The organism is Paenibacillus sp. JNUCC32, assembly GCF_014863545.1.
Taxonomy (GTDB): domain Bacteria; phylum Bacillota; class Bacilli; order Paenibacillales; family Paenibacillaceae; genus Paenibacillus_AQ; species Paenibacillus_AQ lautus_A.
Genome location: NZ_CP062260.1, coordinates 5,814,142 through 5,837,077, shown reverse-complemented (window position 1 = coordinate 5,837,077; position 22,936 = coordinate 5,814,142). Strand labels below are relative to the sequence as shown.

21 protein-coding genes are annotated in these 22,936 nt (G+C 50.1%); 8 read left to right on the top strand and 13 right to left on the bottom strand.

Features of this window, described 5'->3' with window-relative positions; all coding sequences use genetic code 11:
• Positions 1–71 precede the first annotated feature (71 nt).
• Positions 72–572: a cupin domain-containing protein gene (locus JNUCC32_RS25780; RefSeq protein WP_192570228.1), complete on the bottom strand. Its 501-nt coding sequence runs from the start codon at positions 570–572 to the stop codon at positions 72–74.
• 264 nt (positions 573–836) lie between these two features.
• Between JNUCC32_RS25780 and JNUCC32_RS25775 the strand changes: the two genes are divergently transcribed.
• Both JNUCC32_RS25775 and JNUCC32_RS25770 read left to right on the top strand, forming a co-directional pair.
• The gene (locus JNUCC32_RS25775) at positions 837–3,254 is read left to right on the top strand and encodes an S-layer homology domain-containing protein (protein WP_192570227.1); all 2,418 of its coding nucleotides are present in this window, start codon (positions 837–839) and stop codon (positions 3,252–3,254) included.
• A gap of 5 nt (positions 3,255–3,259) precedes the next feature.
• Positions 3,260–4,138 (top strand): GNAT family N-acetyltransferase, encoded by an 879-nt coding sequence (locus JNUCC32_RS25770; protein ID WP_192570226.1) that lies wholly within the window; start codon positions 3,260–3,262, stop codon positions 4,136–4,138.
• Between the two features lie 43 nt (positions 4,139–4,181).
• Here the strand turns inward: JNUCC32_RS25770 and JNUCC32_RS25765 are convergent, their stop codons facing one another.
• The 4 genes from JNUCC32_RS25765 to JNUCC32_RS25750 all read right to left on the bottom strand — a co-directional run bounded on the left by JNUCC32_RS25765 (position 4,182) and on the right by JNUCC32_RS25750 (position 7,385).
• The gene (locus JNUCC32_RS25765; RefSeq protein ID WP_192570225.1) at positions 4,182–4,721 is read right to left on the bottom strand and encodes a DinB family protein; all 540 of its coding nucleotides are present in this window, start codon (positions 4,719–4,721) and stop codon (positions 4,182–4,184) included.
• Between the two features lie 61 nt (positions 4,722–4,782).
• A complete protein-coding gene (locus JNUCC32_RS25760) occupies positions 4,783–5,730 on the bottom strand; it encodes a helix-turn-helix transcriptional regulator (RefSeq protein WP_192570224.1) in 948 nt (315 codons plus the stop codon).
• A 23-nt stretch (positions 5,731–5,753) separates the two neighbouring features.
• The gene (locus JNUCC32_RS25755) at positions 5,754–6,503 is read right to left on the bottom strand and encodes a class I SAM-dependent methyltransferase (RefSeq protein ID WP_192570223.1); all 750 of its coding nucleotides are present in this window, start codon (positions 6,501–6,503) and stop codon (positions 5,754–5,756) included.
• 345 nt (positions 6,504–6,848) lie between these two features.
• Positions 6,849–7,385 (bottom strand): hypothetical protein, encoded by a 537-nt coding sequence (locus JNUCC32_RS25750; protein WP_009591201.1) that lies wholly within the window; start codon positions 7,383–7,385, stop codon positions 6,849–6,851.
• Between the two features lie 107 nt (positions 7,386–7,492).
• On the opposite strand from JNUCC32_RS25750, the gene JNUCC32_RS25745 reads away from it, so the two are divergent.
• On the top strand, positions 7,493–8,407 hold the full coding sequence (locus tag JNUCC32_RS25745; protein ID WP_009591157.1) for a phosphatidate cytidylyltransferase: 915 nt from the start codon (positions 7,493–7,495) through the stop codon (positions 8,405–8,407).
• A 116-nt stretch (positions 8,408–8,523) separates the two neighbouring features.
• Here JNUCC32_RS25745 and JNUCC32_RS25740 read toward each other — a convergent pair whose 3' ends face one another.
• Together JNUCC32_RS25740 and JNUCC32_RS25735 are read right to left on the bottom strand one after the other, a co-directional pair.
• Positions 8,524–9,519 carry a sensor domain-containing diguanylate cyclase gene (locus tag JNUCC32_RS25740; protein WP_192570222.1) on the bottom strand — a complete coding sequence of 332 codons (996 nt, stop codon included), beginning with the start codon at positions 9,517–9,519 and terminating at the stop codon, positions 8,524–8,526.
• Positions 9,520–9,554: 35 nt separating this feature from the next.
• Complete coding sequence (locus JNUCC32_RS25735; RefSeq protein WP_192570221.1) at positions 9,555–10,370, bottom strand: alpha/beta fold hydrolase; 816 nt, start codon at positions 10,368–10,370, stop codon at positions 9,555–9,557.
• A gap of 477 nt (positions 10,371–10,847) precedes the next feature.
• Between JNUCC32_RS25735 and JNUCC32_RS25730 the strand changes: the two genes are divergently transcribed.
• Genes JNUCC32_RS25730 through JNUCC32_RS25720 form a run of 3 tightly spaced genes read left to right on the top strand, consistent with a single transcriptional unit; the run spans position 10,848 to position 14,491 of the window.
• Positions 10,848–12,200 (top strand): glycosyltransferase family 2 protein, encoded by a 1,353-nt coding sequence (locus JNUCC32_RS25730; protein ID WP_192570220.1) that lies wholly within the window; start codon positions 10,848–10,850, stop codon positions 12,198–12,200.
• A gap of 29 nt (positions 12,201–12,229) precedes the next feature.
• Positions 12,230–13,321, top strand: coding sequence for an acyltransferase (locus tag JNUCC32_RS25725; protein WP_192570219.1), 1,092 nt, complete (start codon positions 12,230–12,232; stop codon positions 13,319–13,321).
• 6 nt (positions 13,322–13,327) lie between these two features.
• A complete protein-coding gene (locus JNUCC32_RS25720; protein ID WP_192570218.1) occupies positions 13,328–14,491 on the top strand; it encodes a glycoside hydrolase family 18 protein in 1,164 nt (387 codons plus the stop codon).
• A gap of 199 nt (positions 14,492–14,690) precedes the next feature.
• On the opposite strand, the gene JNUCC32_RS25715 is transcribed toward JNUCC32_RS25720, so the two are convergent.
• Together JNUCC32_RS25715 and JNUCC32_RS25710 are read right to left on the bottom strand one after the other, a co-directional pair.
• A complete protein-coding gene (locus tag JNUCC32_RS25715) occupies positions 14,691–15,218 on the bottom strand; it encodes a DinB family protein (RefSeq protein ID WP_192570217.1) in 528 nt (175 codons plus the stop codon).
• Between the two features lie 124 nt (positions 15,219–15,342).
• Positions 15,343–16,479 (bottom strand): VanZ family protein, encoded by a 1,137-nt coding sequence (locus JNUCC32_RS25710; RefSeq protein WP_192570216.1) that lies wholly within the window; start codon positions 16,477–16,479, stop codon positions 15,343–15,345.
• Between the two features lie 238 nt (positions 16,480–16,717).
• Between JNUCC32_RS25710 and JNUCC32_RS25705 the strand changes: the two genes are divergently transcribed.
• Positions 16,718–17,119 carry a MerR family transcriptional regulator gene (locus JNUCC32_RS25705; RefSeq protein WP_015738023.1) on the top strand — a complete coding sequence of 134 codons (402 nt, stop codon included), beginning with the start codon at positions 16,718–16,720 and terminating at the stop codon, positions 17,117–17,119.
• An 11-nt stretch (positions 17,120–17,130) separates the two neighbouring features.
• Positions 17,131–17,979, top strand: a complete 849-nt coding sequence (locus JNUCC32_RS25700; RefSeq protein WP_192570215.1) for an SDR family NAD(P)-dependent oxidoreductase — start codon at positions 17,131–17,133, stop codon at positions 17,977–17,979.
• A 49-nt stretch (positions 17,980–18,028) separates the two neighbouring features.
• Here JNUCC32_RS25700 and JNUCC32_RS25695 read toward each other — a convergent pair whose 3' ends face one another.
• From JNUCC32_RS25695 to JNUCC32_RS25680, 4 genes are all read right to left on the bottom strand, one after another.
• The gene (locus tag JNUCC32_RS25695) at positions 18,029–19,018 is read right to left on the bottom strand and encodes an aminoglycoside phosphotransferase family protein (RefSeq protein ID WP_192570214.1); all 990 of its coding nucleotides are present in this window, start codon (positions 19,016–19,018) and stop codon (positions 18,029–18,031) included.
• A gap of 321 nt (positions 19,019–19,339) precedes the next feature.
• Positions 19,340–20,818 (bottom strand): protein adenylyltransferase SelO, encoded by a 1,479-nt coding sequence (locus tag JNUCC32_RS25690; protein ID WP_192570213.1) that lies wholly within the window; start codon positions 20,816–20,818, stop codon positions 19,340–19,342.
• 177 nt (positions 20,819–20,995) lie between these two features.
• Complete coding sequence (locus JNUCC32_RS25685; protein ID WP_192570212.1) at positions 20,996–21,736, bottom strand: Bax inhibitor-1/YccA family protein; 741 nt, start codon at positions 21,734–21,736, stop codon at positions 20,996–20,998.
• A gap of 204 nt (positions 21,737–21,940) precedes the next feature.
• Entirely contained in the window at positions 21,941–22,813 is an 873-nt protein-coding gene (locus JNUCC32_RS25680) for an SMI1/KNR4 family protein (RefSeq protein ID WP_192570211.1), read from the bottom strand.
• Positions 22,814–22,936 lie beyond the last annotated feature (123 nt).

The following is a 22,936-nucleotide window of genomic DNA, read 5'->3' as shown; positions in this document are numbered from 1 at the left end:
GCGCAGAAAGACTCCCGTCTGCTTGCGGCAGGCGGGAGTCTTTTCGTTTCTAATAATGTCGCATGCTTAGGTTATTTCACCCACTTATGCAGCAGAGGCCCTTCCTCTCCAAAGACAGGATCCGTTTCCGGTACAGGCACGCTTTGGATTTCGTTGATCGCCTGGGCCCGATCCGTCGGATTACGCTCCCTCATGTTCGGCGTATTCCCTTCGGGATAGGCACCAATCACTTCGAAGTCGGGCGTACTGGTAAGCTTCATATGTGCAGTACCCGCCGGCAGGACGATCACGTCACCTGTAGCAAGCTCCAGCCGCTCCCCTGCATCCCCGCCCACAAGGACGGTCGCGCTTCCGGACCGCACGCCAAGGACTTCGTGCGTATTGCTGTGATAATGATGGTAATCGTATACGCCGCCTGACCAGCTGCCGCTCCAGCGATGCCGGTTAAAGGCTGCCTCCAACCCGCTCGGGTCATCCGCGAATACCCCATTGTACACAATGACAGGCAGGTCGGGATTGTTGGGAACCTCTCCATCGTCATTCACGAAAAATGATCTGACATGTACTTCCACGGTCATCCACTCCTTTCGATTCATTGTTCACTCGTGTACCAGTACCCGGGCCGAGCGTGTCTCAAACAATCTTCCTACAAGAAAATTTCCATATAACCCGCCATAATATAGAAAGGAATCGACCCAGTTTCTCTGTATTATATTCACTAGTTCTTTAGTCCGGAAAAAATGATTGCCAACCCAGAACCTGGAACTATATTATAGAATCACGAATCCAGCGAAAGAGCCGGATTACGGTATACATCAAAACAAGGGGGAACATGCTTGAAACACAAATTAATCGTAAAAGTGATGACCACAGCAGCATTGCTGAGTGCTTGCGCCTTCCCTGCGCACGCAGCTCCGACATCGCTTACGGACATCTCCAATTCTTATGCAAAGGATGCCATCCTGGAGCTTGTCGACAAAGGAATCATCAATGGGAAAGGCAATGGCACGTTTGATCCTACCGGTAAGATTTACAGGCAGGACTTCGCCATTATCTTGGCCAAGGCTTTGTCTCTGGACGTAACATCAGCGCCTCCGTCACCAACATTCAGCGACATACCGGCCACTCATTATTCTTACAAATTCGTGGAGGCTGCAGTCAAAGCCGGCCTAATCAAAGGCCAGGGCAATGGGGAATTTGGCTTAGGAGAGAACCTATCACGACAGGATATGGCCGTCCTATTCATCCGGGCTCTCGGCGTAGATGCAAGCGGAAAGGCTGCCGAACAGGGTAAATTGAATTTCAGCGATGCAGCCTCAATCTCAAACTACGCGAAGGATGCCGTTGCTGCAGCCGTTGAACTAAAGCTGCTCAATGGCCTAACGGACGGCTCGTTTAATCCTGCCGGCAGTGCGGACAGGCAATCGGTAGCCTTAGTAGCAAGCCGCTTCCTAAAAGCCAAGGACGAGCTCCCTCAAATTCCCGATACGACACCGGAACCAGGCAATCCAACACTTCCTCCAGCCACTGAAAAGCCTGTGGCACCACCTACTACCAATAACAATTCTAGCGGCGGCGGTTCTACCGCTCCAAGCAATCCCGGCACGCCCAGCCAAGCCGATACGACACCACCTACGGTGACCATGGTTTCAACCTCTCCGGTCATGGCTGATCTGCACGTTATCGTTAAAAGCACAGAATCAGGCATCGTGTATCTTGTTCCCGCTTCAAAGACAGCCACTACCAAAGCCCAACTAGAATCGTTGGTGGCCGAGAAGCTCGCTAACAAGGCAATCGTAGCCTCCGCCAATGCGGAAACCGCCATCACAACAACCCATTTGGCCTTGGGCAACTATAAAGTCTATGCAGTGGATTCTGCAGGCAACGTATCTGCGGCTACCTCCACGATCGTGCTGCAGGCACGGGTGATGGAACAGCCTACCCTTTATTTTTCCGATCAGCGCACCCTTGTATTCGCCTATAACGAGAACCTGAATCCTCAGTTTGTTCCTAAGGTTGAGGACTTTTCCGTTTATACCGAGGATGGAACTCTAAAATTCCCGAAGGCCATAGAACATGTACGCATCATAGAGAATAAAGTGGAGATCGTGCTTGCGGAGACGTTACCGCTCGGGAGATCCGTAAAAGCAGCTTTTAACCCTCTTGATTCCGGTGCTTCAGTCCGCAGCCTCACGGGAAAAATCTCTCCTGTTGTAGGTCCCGCATCCGTTACCTATTTGCCGGACAACGTAAAGGAAATGCTGGACGATCTGATTGCGGAAGCCAATGCATTGATGGAGAGCGCCGAGATCGGAAACACGTTGGGCAAATATCCGCAAGAGGCGGTCGAAAGCCTTAACGGGGTGATTCAACTCGCATCATCCGCAGCTGAGAATCCGGATGCAACACCCCAGACTCTCGCAGAAGGTTATAACAGTCTGTCTTCCTTTATGGGAGTTTTCCGGAACCTTCAGGTTAAGCCGTTAACGATATCGCTTGCCCAACAGGATGATGTGTTCATTCTGAACAGCCCTATCCATTCTGTAAACAGCTTGGTTACAATAACAGACGATGATTTTTTTCATACTCCGGGTGACACATACACCAAGCGGAACATTAAGAATTTGGTTCAGGTGCAGCGCAATGGAAATCAAGCACCTATTCAATATCAATACAATGACGCCCAGCTAGCATTCGACATTTATCAGAGTAGTGAAGTGATTGGTCATATTGAGATCGAGTCTACCGATCCAACCATTGTGCAATTGACCAACGAATCCCATTATGGAATTTCGGTGAAGCCTACTGCAAAAGCTGATGAATCAGTACAAACTTCACTCATTTTCAAAGTGATTGAGAACGACAATGAGACGGGTCGGGTGGAGTTGCCCGTAAAGTTCGATCTAACGGCTCCTACGGTAACCCAAGCCACCTATGATCCCTATAATGGGCTCTTCACTTTAAGAATAGACGAAGCTATTAATAATGACATATATAATTTACAAACGCCATTATCAATGAATATCGCGCATTCACCAAGTGGAGATTTCACCGATCTAATTCAGCTATCTCAACAAGATTTCTTTATCTCGGCAATTACCGGCCAAAAGCTCATTCACATCACTCTTCAGCCTTCAGGTATTGCCAAAATATCGACCAACCCGCCTGGTGGTAAATTCAAAATCAACGTCAACGGTCTGAGCGATTTTGCTCGAAATCACAAGCCACAAGTTATTGAAATTGATGCATTCTAATTGCCATGAAAACATCCATTGAGGTTCGCGCTTTCCAAGGCGCACTGCCTTCAGAGTTCAGCTCGTTGGTCCCCCCTGAGCTGCGGGACTATCTGCGCGTACTGCCGCCGAACTGCATCGCATTGGGAGCGATCGGCGGAGGCATGCCGCTTGGAATTGCGATTGCGAAGCGGAACGGTGCGGAATTGTCAGCCAACCTGCAAGCACTAGTCATAACCGAACCCTGCCGACGGCAGGGGATCGGGCTCCAGCTGTACGGCATGCTCGAATCGCTGCTGCGGCAGCAAGGGATATGTTGGATCAGGACCGAATACTTGGGGGCCAGCCATGTTGCATCGTTGGAAGCTTCCTTTCTTCAGTCATGCGGATTTCCTGAGCCTGCACCCGGTATCCATGTATGGAACGGTTCCTTTGACATCCTGAAAGAACTGCCGCGGATCCAGTCTCTGAAGCTGCCCGGCGATTACCTCGCTATTCCGTTTCACGAGCTTACGGGCAAGGAACGAGTGGAGATGGCCAAAGGAAACGGCGACTGGTATCCGCCCATCCTGGATCCTTTTGCCGAAGAGGATTTGATCGACCGACAGCGGAGCCTGGCATTGCGGTATCGGGATGCGATCATAGGCTGGATGATACTGGAGCCGTTCCATGCACAAACCTTGCTCTTTAAAACGATGTTTGTGAGGCAGTCCCATCAACGAACAGGGCGCGGAATTACGCTTCTGGCCGAGGCTAGCCGGCGAATTGTGCGTGAAGGGCAATACAAAGATTGGATATTCTTCGTCGAAGCGGACAATGCGGACATGGTCCGATTCATGCAGCGGCGGATCCATCATCCGAATGTTCAGAAGGAGATACTATGGAGAACGGTCAAAGCACTTTGACCGTTCTCTTGTTGTATTCGGACATCCGCAGCCTGATATGTCATCATACCCGCTGCTCTAACGCCTGTTTCAACCGATTCAGCTGTCGAACATGATGACGATAATGCATCTCAATGAGCAAAAACCACTCTTTGGCATGCAATCCTCCGAACCTCGGATGGGGGACGGTATGCTGCAAGGATGCCTCACCAAGCTTCGGTTCGGTTTCTTTCACCCGATGGAGGACGGCATTCAAGCCTTGAATCAGCTGCTCCTTGTCTGCGGGCTGTTCCGGGGTATACTGCGGAGACGGCGGAACCTGAATGCGGATGGGCGGGAAACTGCCCTGTTCGAATATCGCCGCTCCCACTTCCGTTTTTCCGGCCGGGGAAGCTGCCGCATCTCCATTCATGTTCAAGCACTGGTCGATGTTCCGCAGATGCATGTACAGTGCGGATTGAATCAAGTGCTGGTACATTTGCCCGATCGACCACTCGTCCTCCGCTGGCCTATATCTTAATTGCTCCTCGCTGAATCCATCCAGCTCCTGCACATATACCTTTACTGTCTCTTCCAAGCGCTGCAATGCTTCCTTTGTATTCATATCAACAACCCCTTCATCGTCTTTGTACCGAATATACAAAAACGCTACTGACAACGTCATGTCAGTAGCGTTTAAACATCTTCTCCGCTTCGTCACGGATTCGGTCTCGGAAGGATTGCGGTTCAAGCACAACGACATCCGATCCCCAGCCGAGCACCCAATGCAGGATCTCCTCAGGACGGCGGACGCGAAAGCTCACAAGCAGTCCTTCCTCGCACTCCTCTAAAGTCTCTATATAATAGTTGCCGGCTTCCTTCACTCGATCCGCGATGCCATGACTTGCCAGAACCCGTACCAGCAAATTGCGGTCATCCCGTGGCCGATAATTCTCCAGATGAAAATCCGGCGGCATCTCAAAGCGCTCCTCAAGGATCGTCAGGTCCTTCATGCGGGACAACCGAAAATGACGAATGCCTTGCCGGAGGTCGCACCAGGCAATCAATGTCCATGAGCCTTGAAGAAAGGCCAGGCCATAAGGGGCCGCCGAGCGAAAGCTCTTTCGGTTGCCTTTGGAATCCGGCATGTTCTTCACGTAATGGAATTCTATCTTCCGTTCCTCAAGTATGGCCCTACGAACCAATTCCAGATAATCCCTCTCTTCTCCTAAAGCTGCCTTGCTGCCGGGAGCAAGGAGCCGCATGGTCTTTCGAACCCGGGCAGCGTCTGCGCGGACACGGTCCGGCAGAATGGACTCTATCTTCTTGCGGGAAGCCCTAGCCTTCTCGCCATAGTCTGCGTCAAAGCGCTGCTCGACGAAATCCGTTCCTATGAGCAGCGCCACGGCTTCCTCTGCCGTGAACATGATGGGCGGCAGAAAGTACCCCTCCATTAACGAGTATCCTTGCCCGGGGGCTCCGATCACGGGTACGCCTGCTTCACTAAGAGCCTGAATATCCCGGTAGATGGTCCGGACGCTCGTTTCGAATAGGGATGCCAAATCTTCGGCCCGCATAACCTTGCGCTGCTGCAGCTCAAGCAGGATGGCCAGTAATCGATCGGTCTTGTTCATTCTATGTTTACCTCCGAAAGGACTTAAACCTCTCCCCAGTACACCTTCGTCTCGTAGTCAAAAAACACGCAGCCATCCTGCTCATTCCGCTCATAGATGGTTTGGAGCTCCTTCATCATCGGCTCGTAGTTCGGATGCCCGGGCAGGGGAGCATAAGATGACGAGTGAAGGCGACCGCATAAGCCTTCATAATCGAATGTCTGCCGATTGAAGAATTTCGCCTCCTTCATATCTCCTGAACAGAAAAAGGCCGCCAGCGTTTCATGCCCAATATTCTTCTGGTCCACTTCTTTATAGTCGGTGCCATAGGTAAGGAGCAACTGCTCATATGCCCCCAGGAACGGCGTTCCCTCCGTGAGCCTGGAATTCCATATCAGGGCAACCTTCCCGCCCGGCCTCAGAATCCGCCGAAACTCCGACTGGGCCGCATGACGGTCAAACCAGTGAAAAGCCTGGGCGCTCACGATATGATCCACCGATTGATCGGGCAGCCCCGTCATTTCGGCCGAACCGGAAACCATGCGGAAGCCGGGCTCGCCGCCAAGGTCCGACTCGGCAGCTTCCCGCATCGCCTGATTGGGCTCCACGGCGGTCACATGGCTCCCCCGTTTCAGCAGCAGCTTCGTGAATATCCCCGTCCCTGCGCCAATATCGGCGATATCGCCATGCAGTCCCACCGTGTCATACAGATAATCCATGACCTCCTGCGGATAACTCGGGCGATACTTCGTGTACGAATCCACGCGATTCGAAAACCGTTCCTTGCTGTTCATCCTAAACCACGCTCCCATCCAAGATATAAGCGAATCCTGACTACGACACCCTTTCGTTTCATTAGATGAAACTTCATTTCATTTTCATAACTCCATTTTATAGCAAATGCTGTTTAATCTCCAGTACTTGCTGCTGGGAGGGGCTCCCGACCTTCATCATCCACGAACTGCAAAAAGCCCAGCCTCATCTGGATGCAGACTAAGCGGGCTTTTTCCTTATTTCGTAATAAGGTAATAGCTGACACTGCCGAGCATAAATGGATGCGCTTGAAGCTGAATGTCTTAGCAACCGTCCGCCTTACAAGTTGGTCATGTCCGCAGGATGCCGACAATGCTTTGTGAAGTTCAAGGCTCATACTCGCTCAGCTTCCCTTCATATATCAACTGCAGGCGCTCGCTTTGGCGAAAATCGTCCGGCGTCACCAAGGCAGGCAGCTTATCCCATAACCTTACTCCGGAACGCTGCAGAATCTCGGCCACGAATTGCGAACAGAAATAGGAATTGCTGAATTCGATCGGTTCCTTCAGGGCGATGCCCAGGACGCCCAATATGTTATAGAAATACTTTTTATCCTTTCGGATAAAAGCCTGCAAAACCCGCTTCATCTTCGCGATGTCGCGTTCGGATACCTGAAGCTCATAGATCACGCAGGTCGTGTTGGGGTACTTGCTGAACGTTCCCGTCTTCAAATCCTCTTTTACAAATCCGCCGTTCAGGGGGTTGTTAGGATTCTTCCTCCCAAAACTATATAACTCCGACAGCTCCCGGTTAAAGGAGATCGAGGCATGATTATAAGGCGCTCTCGTATAGCCCTGAATGACTTTCGTAAAGAGCGTTCCGGTATTGGTAAGCAATATAAAGACCGATTGATCGTCTACCATTTACGAAATTTCCCCTTATCCGTATTGAATTATTCCTTCATAATAACATATGATTCTTTTAGTAGAACAAGAATCGTACCCCGTGACAAGTTGGTGATGACAGGCATATGGAAAGCTCGCTTTTAACCTTGATCCTTATATTCTCCGTCTTATCGGTCATCCAGCTCCTGTATTACGTGATGAGTAAGACGCAGCCGAATATCGACTATACCGAAGTAGGATTCCGCATCAAAACCTGGTGGGGCATGCTCGTCATCTTCTGTTTGGCGACCCTTTTGAATCCCGTCGTATCCCTGCTATCCCTTATGGTGCTGACCTTCTTTACGCTCAAAGAATATTTCTCGATGATCAAAACCCGGAAGGCCGATCGCCGTTTATTTCTGTGGGCTTATCTAACCATCCCCGTCCAATTCTATTGGATCTATATCGAATGGTACGGGATGTTCATCGTGTTCATTCCAATCTATGTATTCTTGGTGCTGCCGCTTCCACGGTTGATCAACAAGGGCACCGTCGGATTTATGCGCAGCGTCAGCTCGACCCAGTGGGGACTCATGCTCATGGTATTCGGTCTCAGCCACCTGGCTTATTTTCAATTTGCCACGCCCCAGTATGGAGCTGGGCTCGTGCTGTTTCTCGTCGTCTTAACGCAGCTGAACGATGTGGTGCACACGATCGCTTCCCTCTATTTCGGCAAACGGAGAATCGTGCCGACATCGAACCCGAATCTCACTTGGGAAGGCTTTGCGTGCGCGTTTCTCGTTACCACCGGATGCTCCTATCTCATCTATCCCTATCTGACGCCGCTTAGCCCGACCTTCGGCCTCTTGTCCGGCATGCTGATCAGCCTCGCCGGCTTCTTCGGCAGCTTGACGGTTTCCGTGCTGAAGCGCGATTTATTAATCGGGGATGACGGACGATTCGATGCTTTGAAGAAAAGTTACCTGAGCCGCGTCGACAGCCTGACGTATACCTCGCCGATCTTTTTTCATTTCATCCGTTACTTTTACGATTTTATGTAGTTTCGCCTCTCACGCAAAAAATAGGTTAACAAGGCTCAGGGGCCTGAACCTCTATAAGCCATAACCATGCGAGCTTAGGCTCAACTTGGTTATGGCTTTTTCGTGGATAGAATGTATTAAGGCGAATATCCCTGGAGCCTCAAATCCTCATAATGGGAAACCTGGTTTCGTCCATTTTGCTTGGAGGCATAGAGAGCTTCGTCCGCTTTTTGCAGGAGCGTCGCTTCATTGGCGTCCGGACTGGCCGTGATGATGCCGATACTGATCGTCATGCTGCCCGTTTTCCAGCTGAAATCCTGGACTGCCCGCCGTAACCGCTCCGCGCCGGCCTTTGCTTTCTCCGCATCCGTTTCCGGGAGGATCATGACAAACTCCTCTCCGCCATAGCGGGCCACCGTCTCCCCTTCGACGGCGTGGGTCTTCAGGATGGTTGCTACATTAAACAGAACCTCATCCCCATACCCATGTCCCCAAGTATCGTTCACGCGCTTAAAATGATCAATGTCGATGATGAACAACGAAAGCGGAATCCGGTTATGGTTATACTGCATCAGCTGCTCTTCCAGCTTCTCCTGAAAGAATCTCCGGTTCTTCAATCCGGTCAGCTTGTCGGTATTCGACAGTTCCAACAGAACCGCGTTAATCTCCATGAGCTCCGTCTGCTTCCGTTCAATCTCGGCATGGATCTGCTGCAGCTCGGCCAATGCCTGGTCTTTTTCCCAATAGGCCTTCTCAATCTGCTTGTTGGCCATCCGAAGCTCCATTTCATAATCGAAACGTTTGCCCATCTGCACCAATACGCAGTCCAGCCGTTCCTGGCCCTCACGCTCCAATTTGCGTCCATTCAATATAAACGGCACCGATTCCCCCCGGCTGTTCTTAAGCCGGATAATCAACTCCTCCACATGCCCGTCCAGATTGATATGCGGATAGAAGTAAGAGTGGAATATAAGCTTGTTCGCCGTCGACATCATAGCTTCAAAATGCTTCTGCACCACGTCTTCCAGCCGATACCCCATCATGTCGAGGAAGGTCTGGTTCACCTCCGCCACCATGCCTTCGTGGGTGATGGAGACATAGCCGCATGGCGCATAGTTCAATCGTTCATCCATTGCTTATCGATCGATCCTTTCCAAATACATTCCCGCTAGCCTGTATACGCCGCTTCAGATTTCAGATAGTCATTGATCAACGCAATCGTCTCCTCGGGATGGCTGATATGCGGATAATGCCCCTTCGCCTCCATCAAGCGGAACGTACTGTTATCCAGATGACTGTGCAAATACTCGCCTGCGGCAATAGGGACGATGCTGTCATCCGAGCATTGCAGGATCAGCGAGGGAATCGTGGCTTGGGATAACGCCTGCCGGCAGTCCGAGAAAAAGGTGACCTCGGCGAACTCCCTCGTAATCGCCGGATCCGCCGAAATAAAGCTGCGCTCCAGCTCTTGGGTCAGCTTCGGCATCTCCGGGTTCTTCATCGCGATCGGCGCGAGGAAGCTTGCCCATCCGGCAAAATTCATCTCCATCATATCCAGCAGCTCCGTCACATCGCTTTTATCAAATCCTCCGACGTACCCGTCATCATTCAGATATCGCGGAGATGGCCCGATCATGATTAATTTCGCGAAATACTCCGGATGTTCGATCGATGCCAGCATCCCGATCATGGAGCTGACCGAATGACCTATAAAAATCACGTCCCGAAGCTCCAGCGCCTCCACAATGTCCAGCACATCCTGCGCATAGCCGCGAAGGCTGTCGTACCTCTCCGATGTATACGCCGACAAATTAGAACCGCCCGAGCCCACGTAATCGAACAGCACGATCCGATAAAACGGTTCGAAGGCAGGCAGGATGTATCTCCACATGCTCTGGTCGCAGCCGAAGCCGTGCGCCAGCATGAGCGTACGCTCCCCTGTCCCCAGCACCTTCACGTGATTCCGTGCAATAACCTCATTCATGACATAAACTCCTCTATGCTCTTCCTTCTTTCTCTCCATTCTAAGGGACCCTATGTAAATATCAAGTCATTTTGCCGAATGTTTGTCGATTTAAGACGAGTTGAACCGAAGTTAGGCGAAAGATGAACGGGCTCCATGTACATAGATGCTTAATCGCTTTAGCCGCCTAAAATATAGAAAGAAGAACCTATACAGAGACTGTTCTCGAAAAGCCTCTATGTATTCGTTTTCTTGATCCATGGAGCGGGTTTACATTTCTAGCACGATTGCGATAGTTTATTACATAGGATGTCATTTGTATTTATATGGAATTAGAGGTTATAAATGTATGATTTTATCCCTCTATGCCCGATTTTATCCCTTGACATCGAATGGACAGAAAAAGCGCTCGCCTAATCCGCACCCCATAGAGCAGGCCCAAGGCGCATCATACTGGTCTTCATCACAAAAAGACAGAGAAAGAGAGGAGTGAGGAGTTTGCAGTACTTTTTTTATGGATTAGCCGGCGTGTTTCTCGTGTTTCAGGCCCTCTACACGTTCATCCCGCTGCTATGCAGCAAGGTGAAGAAACTGAATTCCGATCTCGCCGAAAAATCAATCACGGTGCTCGTCCCCGCTTACAACGAAGAACTGACGATCCGGAATTGCATCGATGCCATGGCGGGCTTGCGCTACCGCAACTATGAGATCATGATCATCAACGACGGCTCCAAGGATGGAACCTTATCCGCCCTAGATGAGCTCCTGGATTTGGAGCCGAGTGTCAGGACGGCCGATAGCAAGCTGAACTATAAGCCAATAAAAGGATTCTATCGTTCCAATCGATACCGCCATATTTACGTTATCGATAAGATGAATGGCGGGAAAGCCGACTCGCTGAATGCTGGTATCGACTATGCCGTCTCCGACATCGTCATCACCCTGGATGCGGACAGTATGCTGGAAGCCGACTCGCTCAAGTATGTGAATCAATATTTTCACGATGACGATATCATTGCGCTAGGCGGTACGGTCAAAATCGTGCAGGGTGCCGTCCGGGACAAGAACGGTGCCGTCGTCGAGAAATTTCGCGGAAAAGGGCTCATCAAAAGCCAGATCATCAATTATACGCACGGCTTCTACGTCCGCAAGCTCACGCAATCGTATTTTAATTCGATCGTGGTGATTTCAGGCGCCTTTGGCGCCTTCTATAAAGACGTCCTCGTTCATGTCGACGGCTTCCGCAGCACGGTGGGGGAAGATATCGACATTACGCTCAAAATTCACGAGTACATCAAAGCCAATCAATTGAAGAAAAAACTCGTCTACGCCCCGGAAGCGGTATGCTACACCGAATGTCCGGAGAATCTGCCGAACTTCTATAAACAGCGCATTCGCTGGCAGAAGGCCTTCATTGACTGCATTCTGATCTATTGGTCCAGGCTGTCCCGGAAGTTCAGCGTCAGCGTGAGCCTGTTCTTTGCGATTGACGGATTTATGCTGGGGACGCTCTCGGCGTTTACCACGATATTTTATCTGGGGCAGACGCTGGTTGTGGGCGGGAACCTGTGGCATGCCATTATCTTTCTGCTGATGAGCGTGGTGCTGAATGCCGCGCAGATCGTCATCTCCCTGTACTTATGCCGTAAATATGGCAGCACCTATGCGTTTAGCGATTACGTGAGGATGTTCCTGTTCAGCCAAGCGGAACTGCTAACCTATCGGAATTTGCTGCTGTACATTAACATTGCGGGCACGTTCAAATATTTTGACAATGATGAGGGCTGGGGATTCGTGGAGCGCAAAGGCGTGGCCGCCATCAGCCAGAACATTGCCGCTGGATCGAACTAAATTATAGTGAAGGAGACTGCCGAAACCGCATGGTTCCCAACAAACGAATCGTCTATGTCGATATTCTAAGAATTCTATCTATCGTAGCCGTCATTATCCTGCACTACACGGCAGAGGTGCTGACCAGCACGAATGATTTCCACTCCTCCTCATGGTGGATCAGCAACGGATTCAATTCCATTTCCCGGTTCGCCGTCCCGGTTTTCTTCATGATCAGCGGAGCGATGATTCTGCGGACGAAGATAACATCCTACCGTGAGTTCTATACGAAGCGCGTCGTGCCGTTGCTCATCCCCCTCCTGACATGGTCGCTCATCTACGGCTTGTACAATCAATACTATCTGATGCGAAGCAAGCTGAGTGCGTACGAGTTCGTTATCGACTTCGGCTACCGGCTGCTGACCGACCGAAATTACGTCCATCTCTGGTTCCTGTACGCTATTATTGCCATCTATATGACGGTGCCGCTAATCAGCAAATTCATCCAATCGTGCAGCGAGAAGGATCTGCGATATTATCTGCTGCTCTGGTTCATCGTCAGCATCGCCTATCGTTTCATCTCGGATGCCGTCTTCCGCGCAACGGATCAATACATCAACATTCCGATCATGAACATCCCGTTCTTCATGGGATTTCTGGGTTATTTCATCCTGGGGTACTATCTCTTCCATTTCGAGCTGCCGCTTAAAGCCAAAAACATTCTGTACAATCTGGGCATCGTCTCTTTTTTTATCACGCCGGTTGCCACCTACTTCGTATCGCTGCGCAGCGGCGTACTGGATGAGATGTTCTATGGCAATTACTCCATCACCACGTTCTTCATGGCTGTCGGGTTGTTTATCTTTTTCAAGGGGAAGGAAGCCCGAATCAGCGATAAAGTGAATCATAAAGTCCAAAAATTGATCAGCTCGCTCTCCCGTGCCAGCTTCAGCATCTACCTGATTCACCTGCTCGTTGAAATGATGCTATCCGGCCGAACCGAAATCGAGGCCACGTTCCTGGAAGCCTCCCTTAGTCTGATTGTGAATATCACCATTATCTTCGCCATCAGCTATATCACCGTCAAGGTGTTAAACCTAAGCAAAACGGCAACCTACATTCTATTCGGCGGGCGGGGTTAAAGGACGATGAGAATAACGATATATACGAAAATATTCATTGTGGTGCTGCTTGCAGGCATGGGTCTTTACTTCTATCAGATCTCCGCGGCGGAGGACCGGAAAATCACGGCGGTCTACGTGGAGGCTTGGCAGGATTACCGAAACATCAAGCTATCGGAGAAAGGCGTGGACATTGCGTTTATCGCTTTTGCAAAGATCAAGGGAACGGAGCTCTACTTCCATGAAGACATCACGACCAACAACCAAATCAAAGAAAACATCAAGCAGTTGAAGGCGGCGAATCCGAAGACCCAAATGGTGCTGGCTGTAGGCGGCTACGGAGCCGACGGCTTCTCGGACGCTGCGCTGGACGGCAACCGGTACCTCTTCACCGAGAGCATCATCAACCTGGTCAAGGAGCTGGACCTGGACGGCGTGGACATCGACTGGGAGTATCCGGCGTTCCATGCCTGGAACACGCAGAAGGCAAGGCCGGAGGATACGAGGAATTTTACCAGTCTGATGAAGGAGCTGCGGGAGAAGCTGTACAGGCTGCCTCACAAGAACAAGAAATATCTGCTGACCTTCGCTTCCGGAACGCAGGACTGGTACTTCCAGAACGTCGAGGTCAAAAAAGTGGAGAAATACGTGGATTTCATCAACGTCATGACCTACGACCTGACAGGCAAGTGGTCGGATACCACGGGCTTTAACTCCAATCTGTACGCAGACAGCCAGGGGAAATCCAAACACTCCATTGACGGCATCATCTCCATGTACCTGGACCACGACATCGACAGCAGGAAGCTGCTGCTCGGCATCCCTGCCTACTCGTACGGCTGGAAGAACGTAAAGGAAAACAAGGGGGCCAAGAACGGCCTCTTTGCTCCCGGAACGCCCATCGACATCGACAAGGTAAATCTGCATTATAAGCAGATCGAGAAAGCCTACCTGAACAAAAATGGCTTCAAGCGCTACTATGACAACAAAGCCAAGGCTGCCTACCTCTATGACGGCCATACCTTCATCAGTTACGAGGATCAGGAGGCCTTGAAGGAGAAGGTGAGCTACATCCAAAGCAAGAATCTCGCGGGCGCGATGGTCTGGCAGTATTCGCAGGATGCAGAGGACGGCATCGTGAAATATTTAAGCGAGCATTTGAACGAGCGTCAGCAAGCCGCCAAACGGTAACATGCGGTGCCTGCCTTAAGCGGAGCTGCACCCCTGCCCTGGGGGAGCGGTAGTTCTGGTAGCAACCAACTCTATACGTGAAAAAAAGCCGGTGATCCTCGCAGTCGAATGCGGATCATCGGCTTTTTATTATGTAGGCAAGACTCCTGCGGTGCTTACCCCCGGCTGTATAGAGGGTAGGGCTTGCCGATTGACATCATTATCTTCTCTTGAGAATTCCCAAGTACTCGATCCAGGGCCCCACGTCATGCCGGTAACGCTCGGCCAGGACCCGCACAATTTGAGACGTATGCGTTAAATCGTGAACCACCCACGTCGACAGCAGCTCTCTTAATTTCACCACGCCGAATGCCGGGTGCAGGCCCGTCCGTTCGAAATCCGGCGCCGAATCCATCAGAACCTTCAGTTTAGCCAGATTTTGAGTACGGATGGCCTTGAACGCCTGCAGCTTTTGATCGATGGATTGCTCAGCCGCCTCGTTCAAGTGGGCGTAACGGTCAAAGGGCGGAAACGGCTTGTCCTCCCCTTCCTGCAGCATAAACTCCAGCCGCGGTATCCAGTTGGTCCGCTCAGCTTCGATAAGGTGCTCGATCACCTCCATGGCATTCCAGGTGCCTTCCCCTTCATGGCTCCTAAGCCATCCATCCGATAAACCGGATAACATGTGCTCCAAGGTGACGGGGGTTCGTTCCAGAATCTCAACGGCTTCCTTGATATCAAAATTCATGCTCCCTCAGCTCCCATCTGTTCCGTATTCACCATGCCACTTCCTATGGAAACCGGAATCGTCTCGATTTAATAACGCAATCGACTTATTCTTGGTTCCATATAATCCGTAATTTTTACATTGATCACTTTTCACCCGTGATTCTAACAGCCTCTATGCGACTGTATCGATTAAAGTAAAGAACGTTGTCCTTTTTGATCCATCTAATCACGATATGGCAGAAGATAAAGAACCATAACAGGCCTGTAAGGAAAACCACCCCAATTGCAAAAAGGTTGGCTAGAAGATCTTCTCCCATATGATTCGAAAATATCTCCGATAAGGCTGAGCACAAAAAAGGCAAATAGACAATGGCGTAACGTCGGCTCAAGCTTCCTATCCAATTCCCCTTTTCCGGAAGTAATCTCATGCGAACGATCTTGGAGCCCAACGTATTTCCCTTCCAAATCACAGGGATAACGACCATCAACACAAAGAAAACAATGGCAAAGATGATCTCGTCAACCAATAATCCTCGACTCTTCAGTAGCCCTAATATAAAGCCGGTTATCACTCTGGCAATCATAATATTTAGAAGAATCTCCATGAGTTGGGCACCAAAGGTTGCTTTTCTCTGATTGTGAAAGAAGTGGCTTTGCTCACTAAGGGTTTCCCGCGATGGTATTAACACCAAAAACATGGGGGCGAGTATAAAGCCAAGTACAGTCCCAACCGTATTCGTCAACAAATCATCTACATCAAATATACGATAGGGGCATTCAAAAAAGCCAAACAAAGCGGTTCGTTGGGTGATTTCAAAGAAAAGCGAAACACCAAAGCCAATAAGAGCAGCATGAAACCATTTTGCTTTACCTTTGAAAAAATACCTCAGAAACACACCTAAAGGAAACAAAAGCAAAACATTAAAAAACATTTGATAAAAGGCCCGCGTTGTTAACAAATGGAGATAACTTGAGGGGTTCGTCCAATGAAATCCGCTTTCACGCTGAATATCCCGTATAAATTGAAACGGTCGATACTGAATGAGAATCGTACCGGGATCCATTGAAGCACAATTATTCCGAGCACTGGGGAGTGGAAAAATCACTAAAAAGAAAGCACTTAATCCATACAAGATAAAACTAAAGATAAGTAATGTTCTCCAAAAGCTAAAGTACCCATGTTTACGGTACTGATAAACGGCCCAAGGAAGCGTCAGAAAAGACGCTAATAAAAAACATACGGAGATCGCAATGAAAATAGGCAATACATAAGCTTGCATTTCATTCTCCCTTTCTAGAAGCAGCTAGAGAAATTACAACTGAAAAGATAAATAATCTTTAGTCTTTTATATAAGCATTTCCAAAAGATCGATCTGGCAATACGTTATGATCCATTTCATCAAAGGGCACAGAGACGTAAATGATCTGTGAATAAAAAATAGATATTGACTTGGTGTTAACACCAAGTTGTACGATAACGTTGCAACCCGTTACGAGCTGCAGAAATGAGGTGACCTCATGGGAGAAACATTCTCCATCAAGCAAGTGTCTGAACGAACCGGATTGACCGAGGATGCCATTCGCTATTACGAAAAAATCGGGCTCCTCCCCTCTCCCAAAAGAAAGGATAACGGCCATCGTGTCTATCACATAGAGGATGCCGAAATTATGGAGTTGATCACATGCCTGAAGAAGACAGGAATGTCGCTGGAGGATATGAAAGCCTATGTGCATCTTCCCTTTAAGGAAAATATTCAATCCGTTCCGGAGCTGAATGCCATGCTCCAGAATTACCGCCAAAAAATTACCGGTCAGATTTCGGACCTGCAGCGCATTCTGCGTTTCATCGATGACAAGTTAAACCAAAATCAGTCCCTGCTTAATCCCGACAAGGCGGCCAGCAAAGAATCCGAAGTATAGGAGATTTACACATGACAGAGAAAAGAATGAATAACGTCGCCTTGATCACGGGAGCAAGCTCCGGCATTGGCTTGGAGTTAACCAAGCGATTGTTATCCGAAGGCTGGCAAGTCCTCGCTTTGATCCGTTCTGCCTTTCCAACAGACGATGCACGGATTCAAGATGCACTGCGATTGCGGCAGCTCAGAACGTACAAGGCTGATTTATCGGATTTCACGGATCTCCAAGCCTCGCTGGATCAGATCAAGAAACACGAGGGTCATATTGACTTGCTGTTCAATAACGCAGGCGTCTCCTTCGGCGAATTATCCTACTCCCAACAAGGACGCGAGATGCATTTTGAAGTAAACTCTATCGTCCCTTATATCATCTTGATGGAACTGAAGGAGCTTCTTGGGAAAGGCAGCTTCAAGACGGTAATCAATACGTCTTCGAATGCGTTGTTGTATCTCAAACAGTTCGATCACCGTACCTTGGCGTCCCCTGTCGGGTTCAAGAAGCTGATTGGGCCTTATGCAGCGAGCAAATTAGCCTTATCGTTGTGGACTCAGGAGATCGCCCCTTCCATGCAGGCAGATGGCATTACGATCCGAAGCGTCTGTCCGGGAGGGAATAAAACAACCATGACCACAAACGCCGGGATGCCAAAATTCATGATTCCGATCCGTAACCTGTTCTTCTCCCATCCCAGTGAAGGAGCTTCACGCCTGTATGAAGCAGCGCTAGGTCAATCCCGACAATCGACGGGGGCATTTCTCAACAAGGGTAAAGCAACGCCTTTAAAATTCTCAAGCCAAGGTGCAGAGCTGCTTAGCAAGATCGAGCTAATCTATAAGCAAGAGTTTGCAGCCAAATCTTAGAACCTATGCAGTTGAGAGTTCGTGATGTTTCCAGCCTAGCTCATGAAGGCTAGTTATCGAGCTGCCATTCCTCCATGAATCGTAGGGTGTTGCGAGCATGATAATCAGCCAAATTCGAAGCAAAGACCCGATCCGGAAATCCACGGTGAAGAAGCTTCAAGCCGCCCGAGGTTAATGAGATATAGTGATGCAGACGGTAAAATAGCATCCGATTCGGATCAAGCCCGTTTTGTTGGAAATACCGATAATGCTTCCCGAATCGCAGCTCCAGAAATGTATGCTCATGCTCGATGTCGAAGAATTGCGCACCTTCAATATCAATGAGATAAGGCTCTAAGCGGTCTGTGACCAGGACATGGTCGGGTCCCAACTCGCCGTGGATAAAACCATATCGCTTGCGTGAATCTATCCTGGATTCCAGTTCATGCAACACAGCGAGCAGCCTGTCGTGATTCTTCCGGATACTCTCGTTATGCAGGACGATGTAGGACAGCTGTTCCTTGGCATTTTCCAGTTGTACAAGATGGCATCGCTCCCGTTGGTTCCCGCTTTGATCGGGCTTTCCGTAACTCTGCCTGTGGTTTGCATGCATGCGTTCGATCATGCTGCCTATCCGTTCCAGGACCTCATCCCGGACCCGTTGGTCCGGGTCCTGAAGGTAAGCTTCTGCCTTCTGTCCTTCAATACATTCAACAAGAGCATAGTCAAACGGGTAACGGTCCTGTCCCGTGTGAAGATCATATAGAGCAGGCGTAGAAATACCATGATTCCTTAACCATCGGTTATTGGTTTCGAACGAATGACCGCCAAAGGATCGTTCATGCACACGCTCGTTCGCTATTTCTTCCTGAAAATAATTCTTCGTCAAATCCCACACATACAGCACGCAGGCAAATCCATTGCGACAGTGAATTTTATAGACCACCTTTTGCGCTCCGCCATGCATCTTCGTTATATCCGCGACAATATATCCGGTACCCAAAACCTTCCCGACATACTCCTGTACTTCTGTTTCATCGAGGTGACAGGTCCAACTCATGAAACCACGCTCCATTCCATTGTTTTTGCCGGCTCCCCCACTCTATGGCATTTCCGGGCAAAAATATAGACTATTTCTTTCGGCTCTGCTATGATGTTGAATTAGGTCTCGAATAAAACAGCCATACGATTTATAGCCCTTGGACGCTTGGTCCAAGGGCTTTTTTGATGTGTTTTATATATAAAAAAGACCAAGCAAGGTCATTCTTGCTTGGTCTTGATGCATCTCGGATATCGGATCTCGCATCCGCTGCCCGTGGTACACGATGATCAACTATCCATCCATCATCTTCGGGACGTTCCACGGGTGGCAATCCTTCCCTTACGTGCCGCAGAAGGTACGGTAAGGACGGGAACGCTCGGGCACGATCGCATATTCCGCTTGTTCCGGGGAATGCGCGTATGGATCAGACAGAACGTTCAGCAGCTCTTTCATCACGCTGTAGTCCCCTTCGTTCTCCGCGGCTTCCAGCGCTTCCTCCACCCGATGGTTCCGCGGAATGACCGCAGGATTGCTGCTGCGCATCAGCTGATGGGATTGGTCCCTGGATTCCTGCTGGCGGCCAAGCCTTGCTTGCCAGCGCTCGTACCAGGAAGCTAATTCCGGCGTGCCGTTTAGAGGCGTGTCCTCCAGCTTGTCAAACGTTAGCGCACGGAAGGTATTGGTATAGTCTGCCTGCTGATTTTTCATCATCTTGAGCAGGTCTTCGATCAGGGATTCGTCCTCCTCCTCTTCATGGAAGATCCCCAGCTTGGCTCTCATGCCTGCAAGCCACTGCTCGTGATACAGATCGGTGAAGGACCCAATCGCACCCTCGGCGAGCTTGATTGCCTGCGCTTCCTCTTCATGCAGCAGCGGAAGCAAGGCTTCCGCCAATCTTGCGAGATTCCAAGCGGCAATATACGGTTGGTTGACATAGGCATAGCGGCCTTGAGAGTCGATGGAGCTGAATACCGTATTCGGGTCAAAGGCATCCATGAAGGCGCAAGGCCCATAATCTATCGTTTCGCCGCTGAGGGTCATATTATCGGTATTCATCACCCCGTGGATAAAACCGACAAGCTGCCATTTGGCGATCAGGACCGCCTGGCGCTGGATGACCTCCTGAAGCAAGACCAGATAACGGTTGGCACCGTCACCAAGGTCTGCCTTAGGGTAATGCCGCTGCAGGGTGTAGTCCGCCAGAGCCCGTAAATCCTCGGTTGTCCCCGCTCCCCTAACATATTGAAACGTCCCCACTCTTACGTGACTTGAGGCCACGCGGGTCAGGATGGCGCCCGGCAAATCTCTTTCACGGGTGACAGGCTGGCCGGTCGCCACAACCGCCAGGCTGCGGGTAGTCGGAATGCCCAGCGCATGCATGGCTTCGCTGATAATATACTCGCGCAGCATCGGACCCAGGGCAGCCCGGCCATCGCCTCCCCGGGAATACGGCGTCCGGCCCGAGCCCTTGAGCTGAATATCCATGCGATCTCCCTGCGGCGTGATTTGTTCACCCAACAGAATCGCACGGCCGTCGCCCAGCATCGTAAAATATCCGAATTGGTGCCCGGCATATGCCTGAGCGAGCGGCTCGGCCCCCTCGGGTATCTCGTTGCCAGCAAGCATTGCCGCTCCCTCCGGGCTTTGCAGGGCATCGGCGTCCAATCCCAACGACGCTGCCAGCGGTTCGTTTAGAACAATCAGTTCCGGCGAGCGCACCGGCGTGGGATCTTGCTTGGTAAAAAAAGATGCCGGCAATAACGCGTAACTATTGTCAAAATTCCATCCTATATCGTTCAAAGCTTTCCGGTTGGTCATGGGATCTCCTTCTTCAAGCAATTTGATGATGACGGTATCTACCTATTATTTAAACACAAGTCGCTCTTTGTAGGGTTTACTGAGGGAAATTTATTATTCTGCTGATTAATTGCTGCATTCATAAAAAAAATCGCCATCGAGAATCCCTCGACAGCGATGTTTGGTTCTTACGAATCCTTAGTCCCGATTCGCCAGCTTCGCCAGCAACCGGATAATTTCGATGTACAGCCAGACGAGTGTTACCAGCAAACCAAACGAGCCGTACCACTCCATATACTTGGGTGCGCCATGATGCGCGCCCTCTTCAATAAAGTTAAAATCCAGCACGAAATTGAGTGCGGCGATGATGATGATCACAACGGAAATTCCGATACCGATCGGTGTGCTGTCATGCAGGTAAGGTACCGTTACGCCGAACAGGCCGAGAACCATGCTAAACAGGTAGACAAGCGCAATGCCGATCGTTGCCGCGATGATCCCCTTTTTGAAGCCTGGCGTCGCCCGGATCAGACCCGTCTTATACGCGAGCAGCATGCCCAGGAATATGCACATCGTCAGTAAAGCCGCCTGCAAAGTAATGCCATAGTACAGATATTCGTAATGCGCGGATAATGCACCCAGGAAGAAGCCTTCCAGGATCGCATAGATCGGCGCCAGATACGGCGCTGCCTTCGGCACGAAGCTGATGATCAGCGCCAGGACAAAACCGCCGATCGCTCCGCCGATCATGAACGGGAATACCTCATACCCGTTAAAAAACATAACCCAAGAAATGACCGCTGCCCCGATCAGCAGCGCGAGCAGCATGAACGATTTGTTCACCGTTCCGCCAATCGTCATCGTTTCCTGATTGTTGTAATACCCACTCTTCTCAAAAGTTTCTTCGTTGAGTGTCGGATTTCCACTGCGCCCTATCAAATAAATTGCCTCCCTAACCGTCTGTTTTATATCCATTTTAACATAGGTTGGAATATTTTAGGATACGCAAAATATTGCATTACAGACGAATCCAACCGAATTAGAAACTAACGGTATGCAAATAGAAAAAAAGCATCTCCTGCAGGGGATGCTTTCTTTGTTAGAAGCGAGATCATGGATCGTGAATTCGCCTTGCCTATCTTTTTACTCCAATCCACTAATGAAGGCCTCGAAGTTCGCGGCAAGACGGGTGATTTTGTAATCGCTGGCCTTGTCCACATGAATAACCTCCGGCTCTCCATCGTTCCCCGATGAACGGTAATCCAGCATCACGACCTCGGACGGGGAAGGACAATCGCAGATCACCACGCCAATCTCAGGATATCCGCCGTTCTCGATCATAAAGCGGCTGCCCAGGCTTCCGCACAAGGATTTTTTCTTGTCTCGTCCGATTCCCAGAATACCTGATATTTCAATAAAATCCTGTGCTCCACCCTCTATAGGGAATTTCCGGTTTCGGGGAATCCCCCCGTTATGTACTTTCATGGCTTGAATATAAGATGCCGGCAGCTTGAAGACCAGCGCTTCCTCCACGGATTCGATCAGCTCGTCCGTAGGCGGAGCAGAGACGTATTTATCGGCCTCCGGGGCGCCGTCATCCCAGAAATTCAGTACGTCTGGATCCATATAAGACACGGCGGCACTGGACTTCTCTGCTGGCTTCGGAGCCGTTTTGTTCCGGATCCATTCCAGAAACTCCAGCGTATCCTCATCTCCAGGTTCTAAATGATCGGCCACTTCAAACGCTTTGCGAGCATCTTCGTAACGATCCAAATAGTAATATGCGAGCCCAATGCGGTAATGCCACAGCGGATCGTCCTTGCCCTCTTCCTGAATGGACAGAAATTGCTCAACCGCCTCTTCGTAGCGTTCGAGATTGTTCAGCGCCCGGCCCAAATGGCTGATCAGCGCATAATCCCGCTCTTCTTCCGGGATCTCCGAAATCGCATCTACGATTTCTTCAAATTCGTCCTCTTCATGCCACTCTTCCAGCTGCTCCAAAAGCTCCTCATTCATCGTTCATGCCTCCCACTCTATTCATCCTTTCTGAAATTATACCATTCCAGCATAGCCCTCTCCAGCATGGAAGCTACAGAACTGATCGAGTATATGACAACAAGCAAGCACACCTGCGGTTAT

Bases quoted from the DNA above. Each gene is read 5' to 3' on its own strand.
- JNUCC32_RS25750 (WP_009591201.1), bottom strand. From the start codon at position 7,385: ATGGTAGACGATCAATCGGTCTTTATATTGCTTACCAATACCGGAACG.
- JNUCC32_RS25735 (WP_192570221.1), bottom strand. From the start codon at position 10,370: ATGAATGAGGTTATTGCACGGAATCACGTGAAGGTGCTGGGGACAGGG.
- JNUCC32_RS25740 (WP_192570222.1), bottom strand. From the start codon at position 9,519: ATGGATGAACGATTGAACTATGCGCCATGCGGCTATGTCTCCATCACC.
- JNUCC32_RS25725 (WP_192570219.1), top strand. From the start codon at position 12,230: ATGGTTCCCAACAAACGAATCGTCTATGTCGATATTCTAAGAATTCTA.
- JNUCC32_RS25760 (WP_192570224.1), bottom strand. From the start codon at position 5,730: ATGAACAAGACCGATCGATTACTGGCCATCCTGCTTGAGCTGCAGCAG.
- JNUCC32_RS25705 (WP_015738023.1), top strand. From the start codon at position 16,718: ATGGGAGAAACATTCTCCATCAAGCAAGTGTCTGAACGAACCGGATTG.
- JNUCC32_RS25700 (WP_192570215.1), top strand. From the start codon at position 17,131: ATGACAGAGAAAAGAATGAATAACGTCGCCTTGATCACGGGAGCAAGC.
- JNUCC32_RS25715 (WP_192570217.1), bottom strand. From the start codon at position 15,218: ATGAATTTTGATATCAAGGAAGCCGTTGAGATTCTGGAACGAACCCCC.
- JNUCC32_RS25695 (WP_192570214.1), bottom strand. From the start codon at position 19,018: ATGAGTTGGACCTGTCACCTCGATGAAACAGAAGTACAGGAGTATGTC.
- JNUCC32_RS25770 (WP_192570226.1), top strand. From the start codon at position 3,260: ATGAAAACATCCATTGAGGTTCGCGCTTTCCAAGGCGCACTGCCTTCA.
- JNUCC32_RS25720 (WP_192570218.1), top strand. From the start codon at position 13,328: ATGAGAATAACGATATATACGAAAATATTCATTGTGGTGCTGCTTGCA.
- JNUCC32_RS25710 (WP_192570216.1), bottom strand. From the start codon at position 16,479: ATGCAAGCTTATGTATTGCCTATTTTCATTGCGATCTCCGTATGTTTT.
- JNUCC32_RS25765 (WP_192570225.1), bottom strand. From the start codon at position 4,721: ATGAATACAAAGGAAGCATTGCAGCGCTTGGAAGAGACAGTAAAGGTA.
- JNUCC32_RS25745 (WP_009591157.1), top strand. From the start codon at position 7,493: ATGGAAAGCTCGCTTTTAACCTTGATCCTTATATTCTCCGTCTTATCG.
- JNUCC32_RS25755 (WP_192570223.1), bottom strand. From the start codon at position 6,503: ATGAACAGCAAGGAACGGTTTTCGAATCGCGTGGATTCGTACACGAAG.
- JNUCC32_RS25690 (WP_192570213.1), bottom strand. From the start codon at position 20,818: ATGACCAACCGGAAAGCTTTGAACGATATAGGATGGAATTTTGACAAT.
- JNUCC32_RS25680 (WP_192570211.1), bottom strand. From the start codon at position 22,813: ATGAATGAGGAGCTTTTGGAGCAGCTGGAAGAGTGGCATGAAGAGGAC.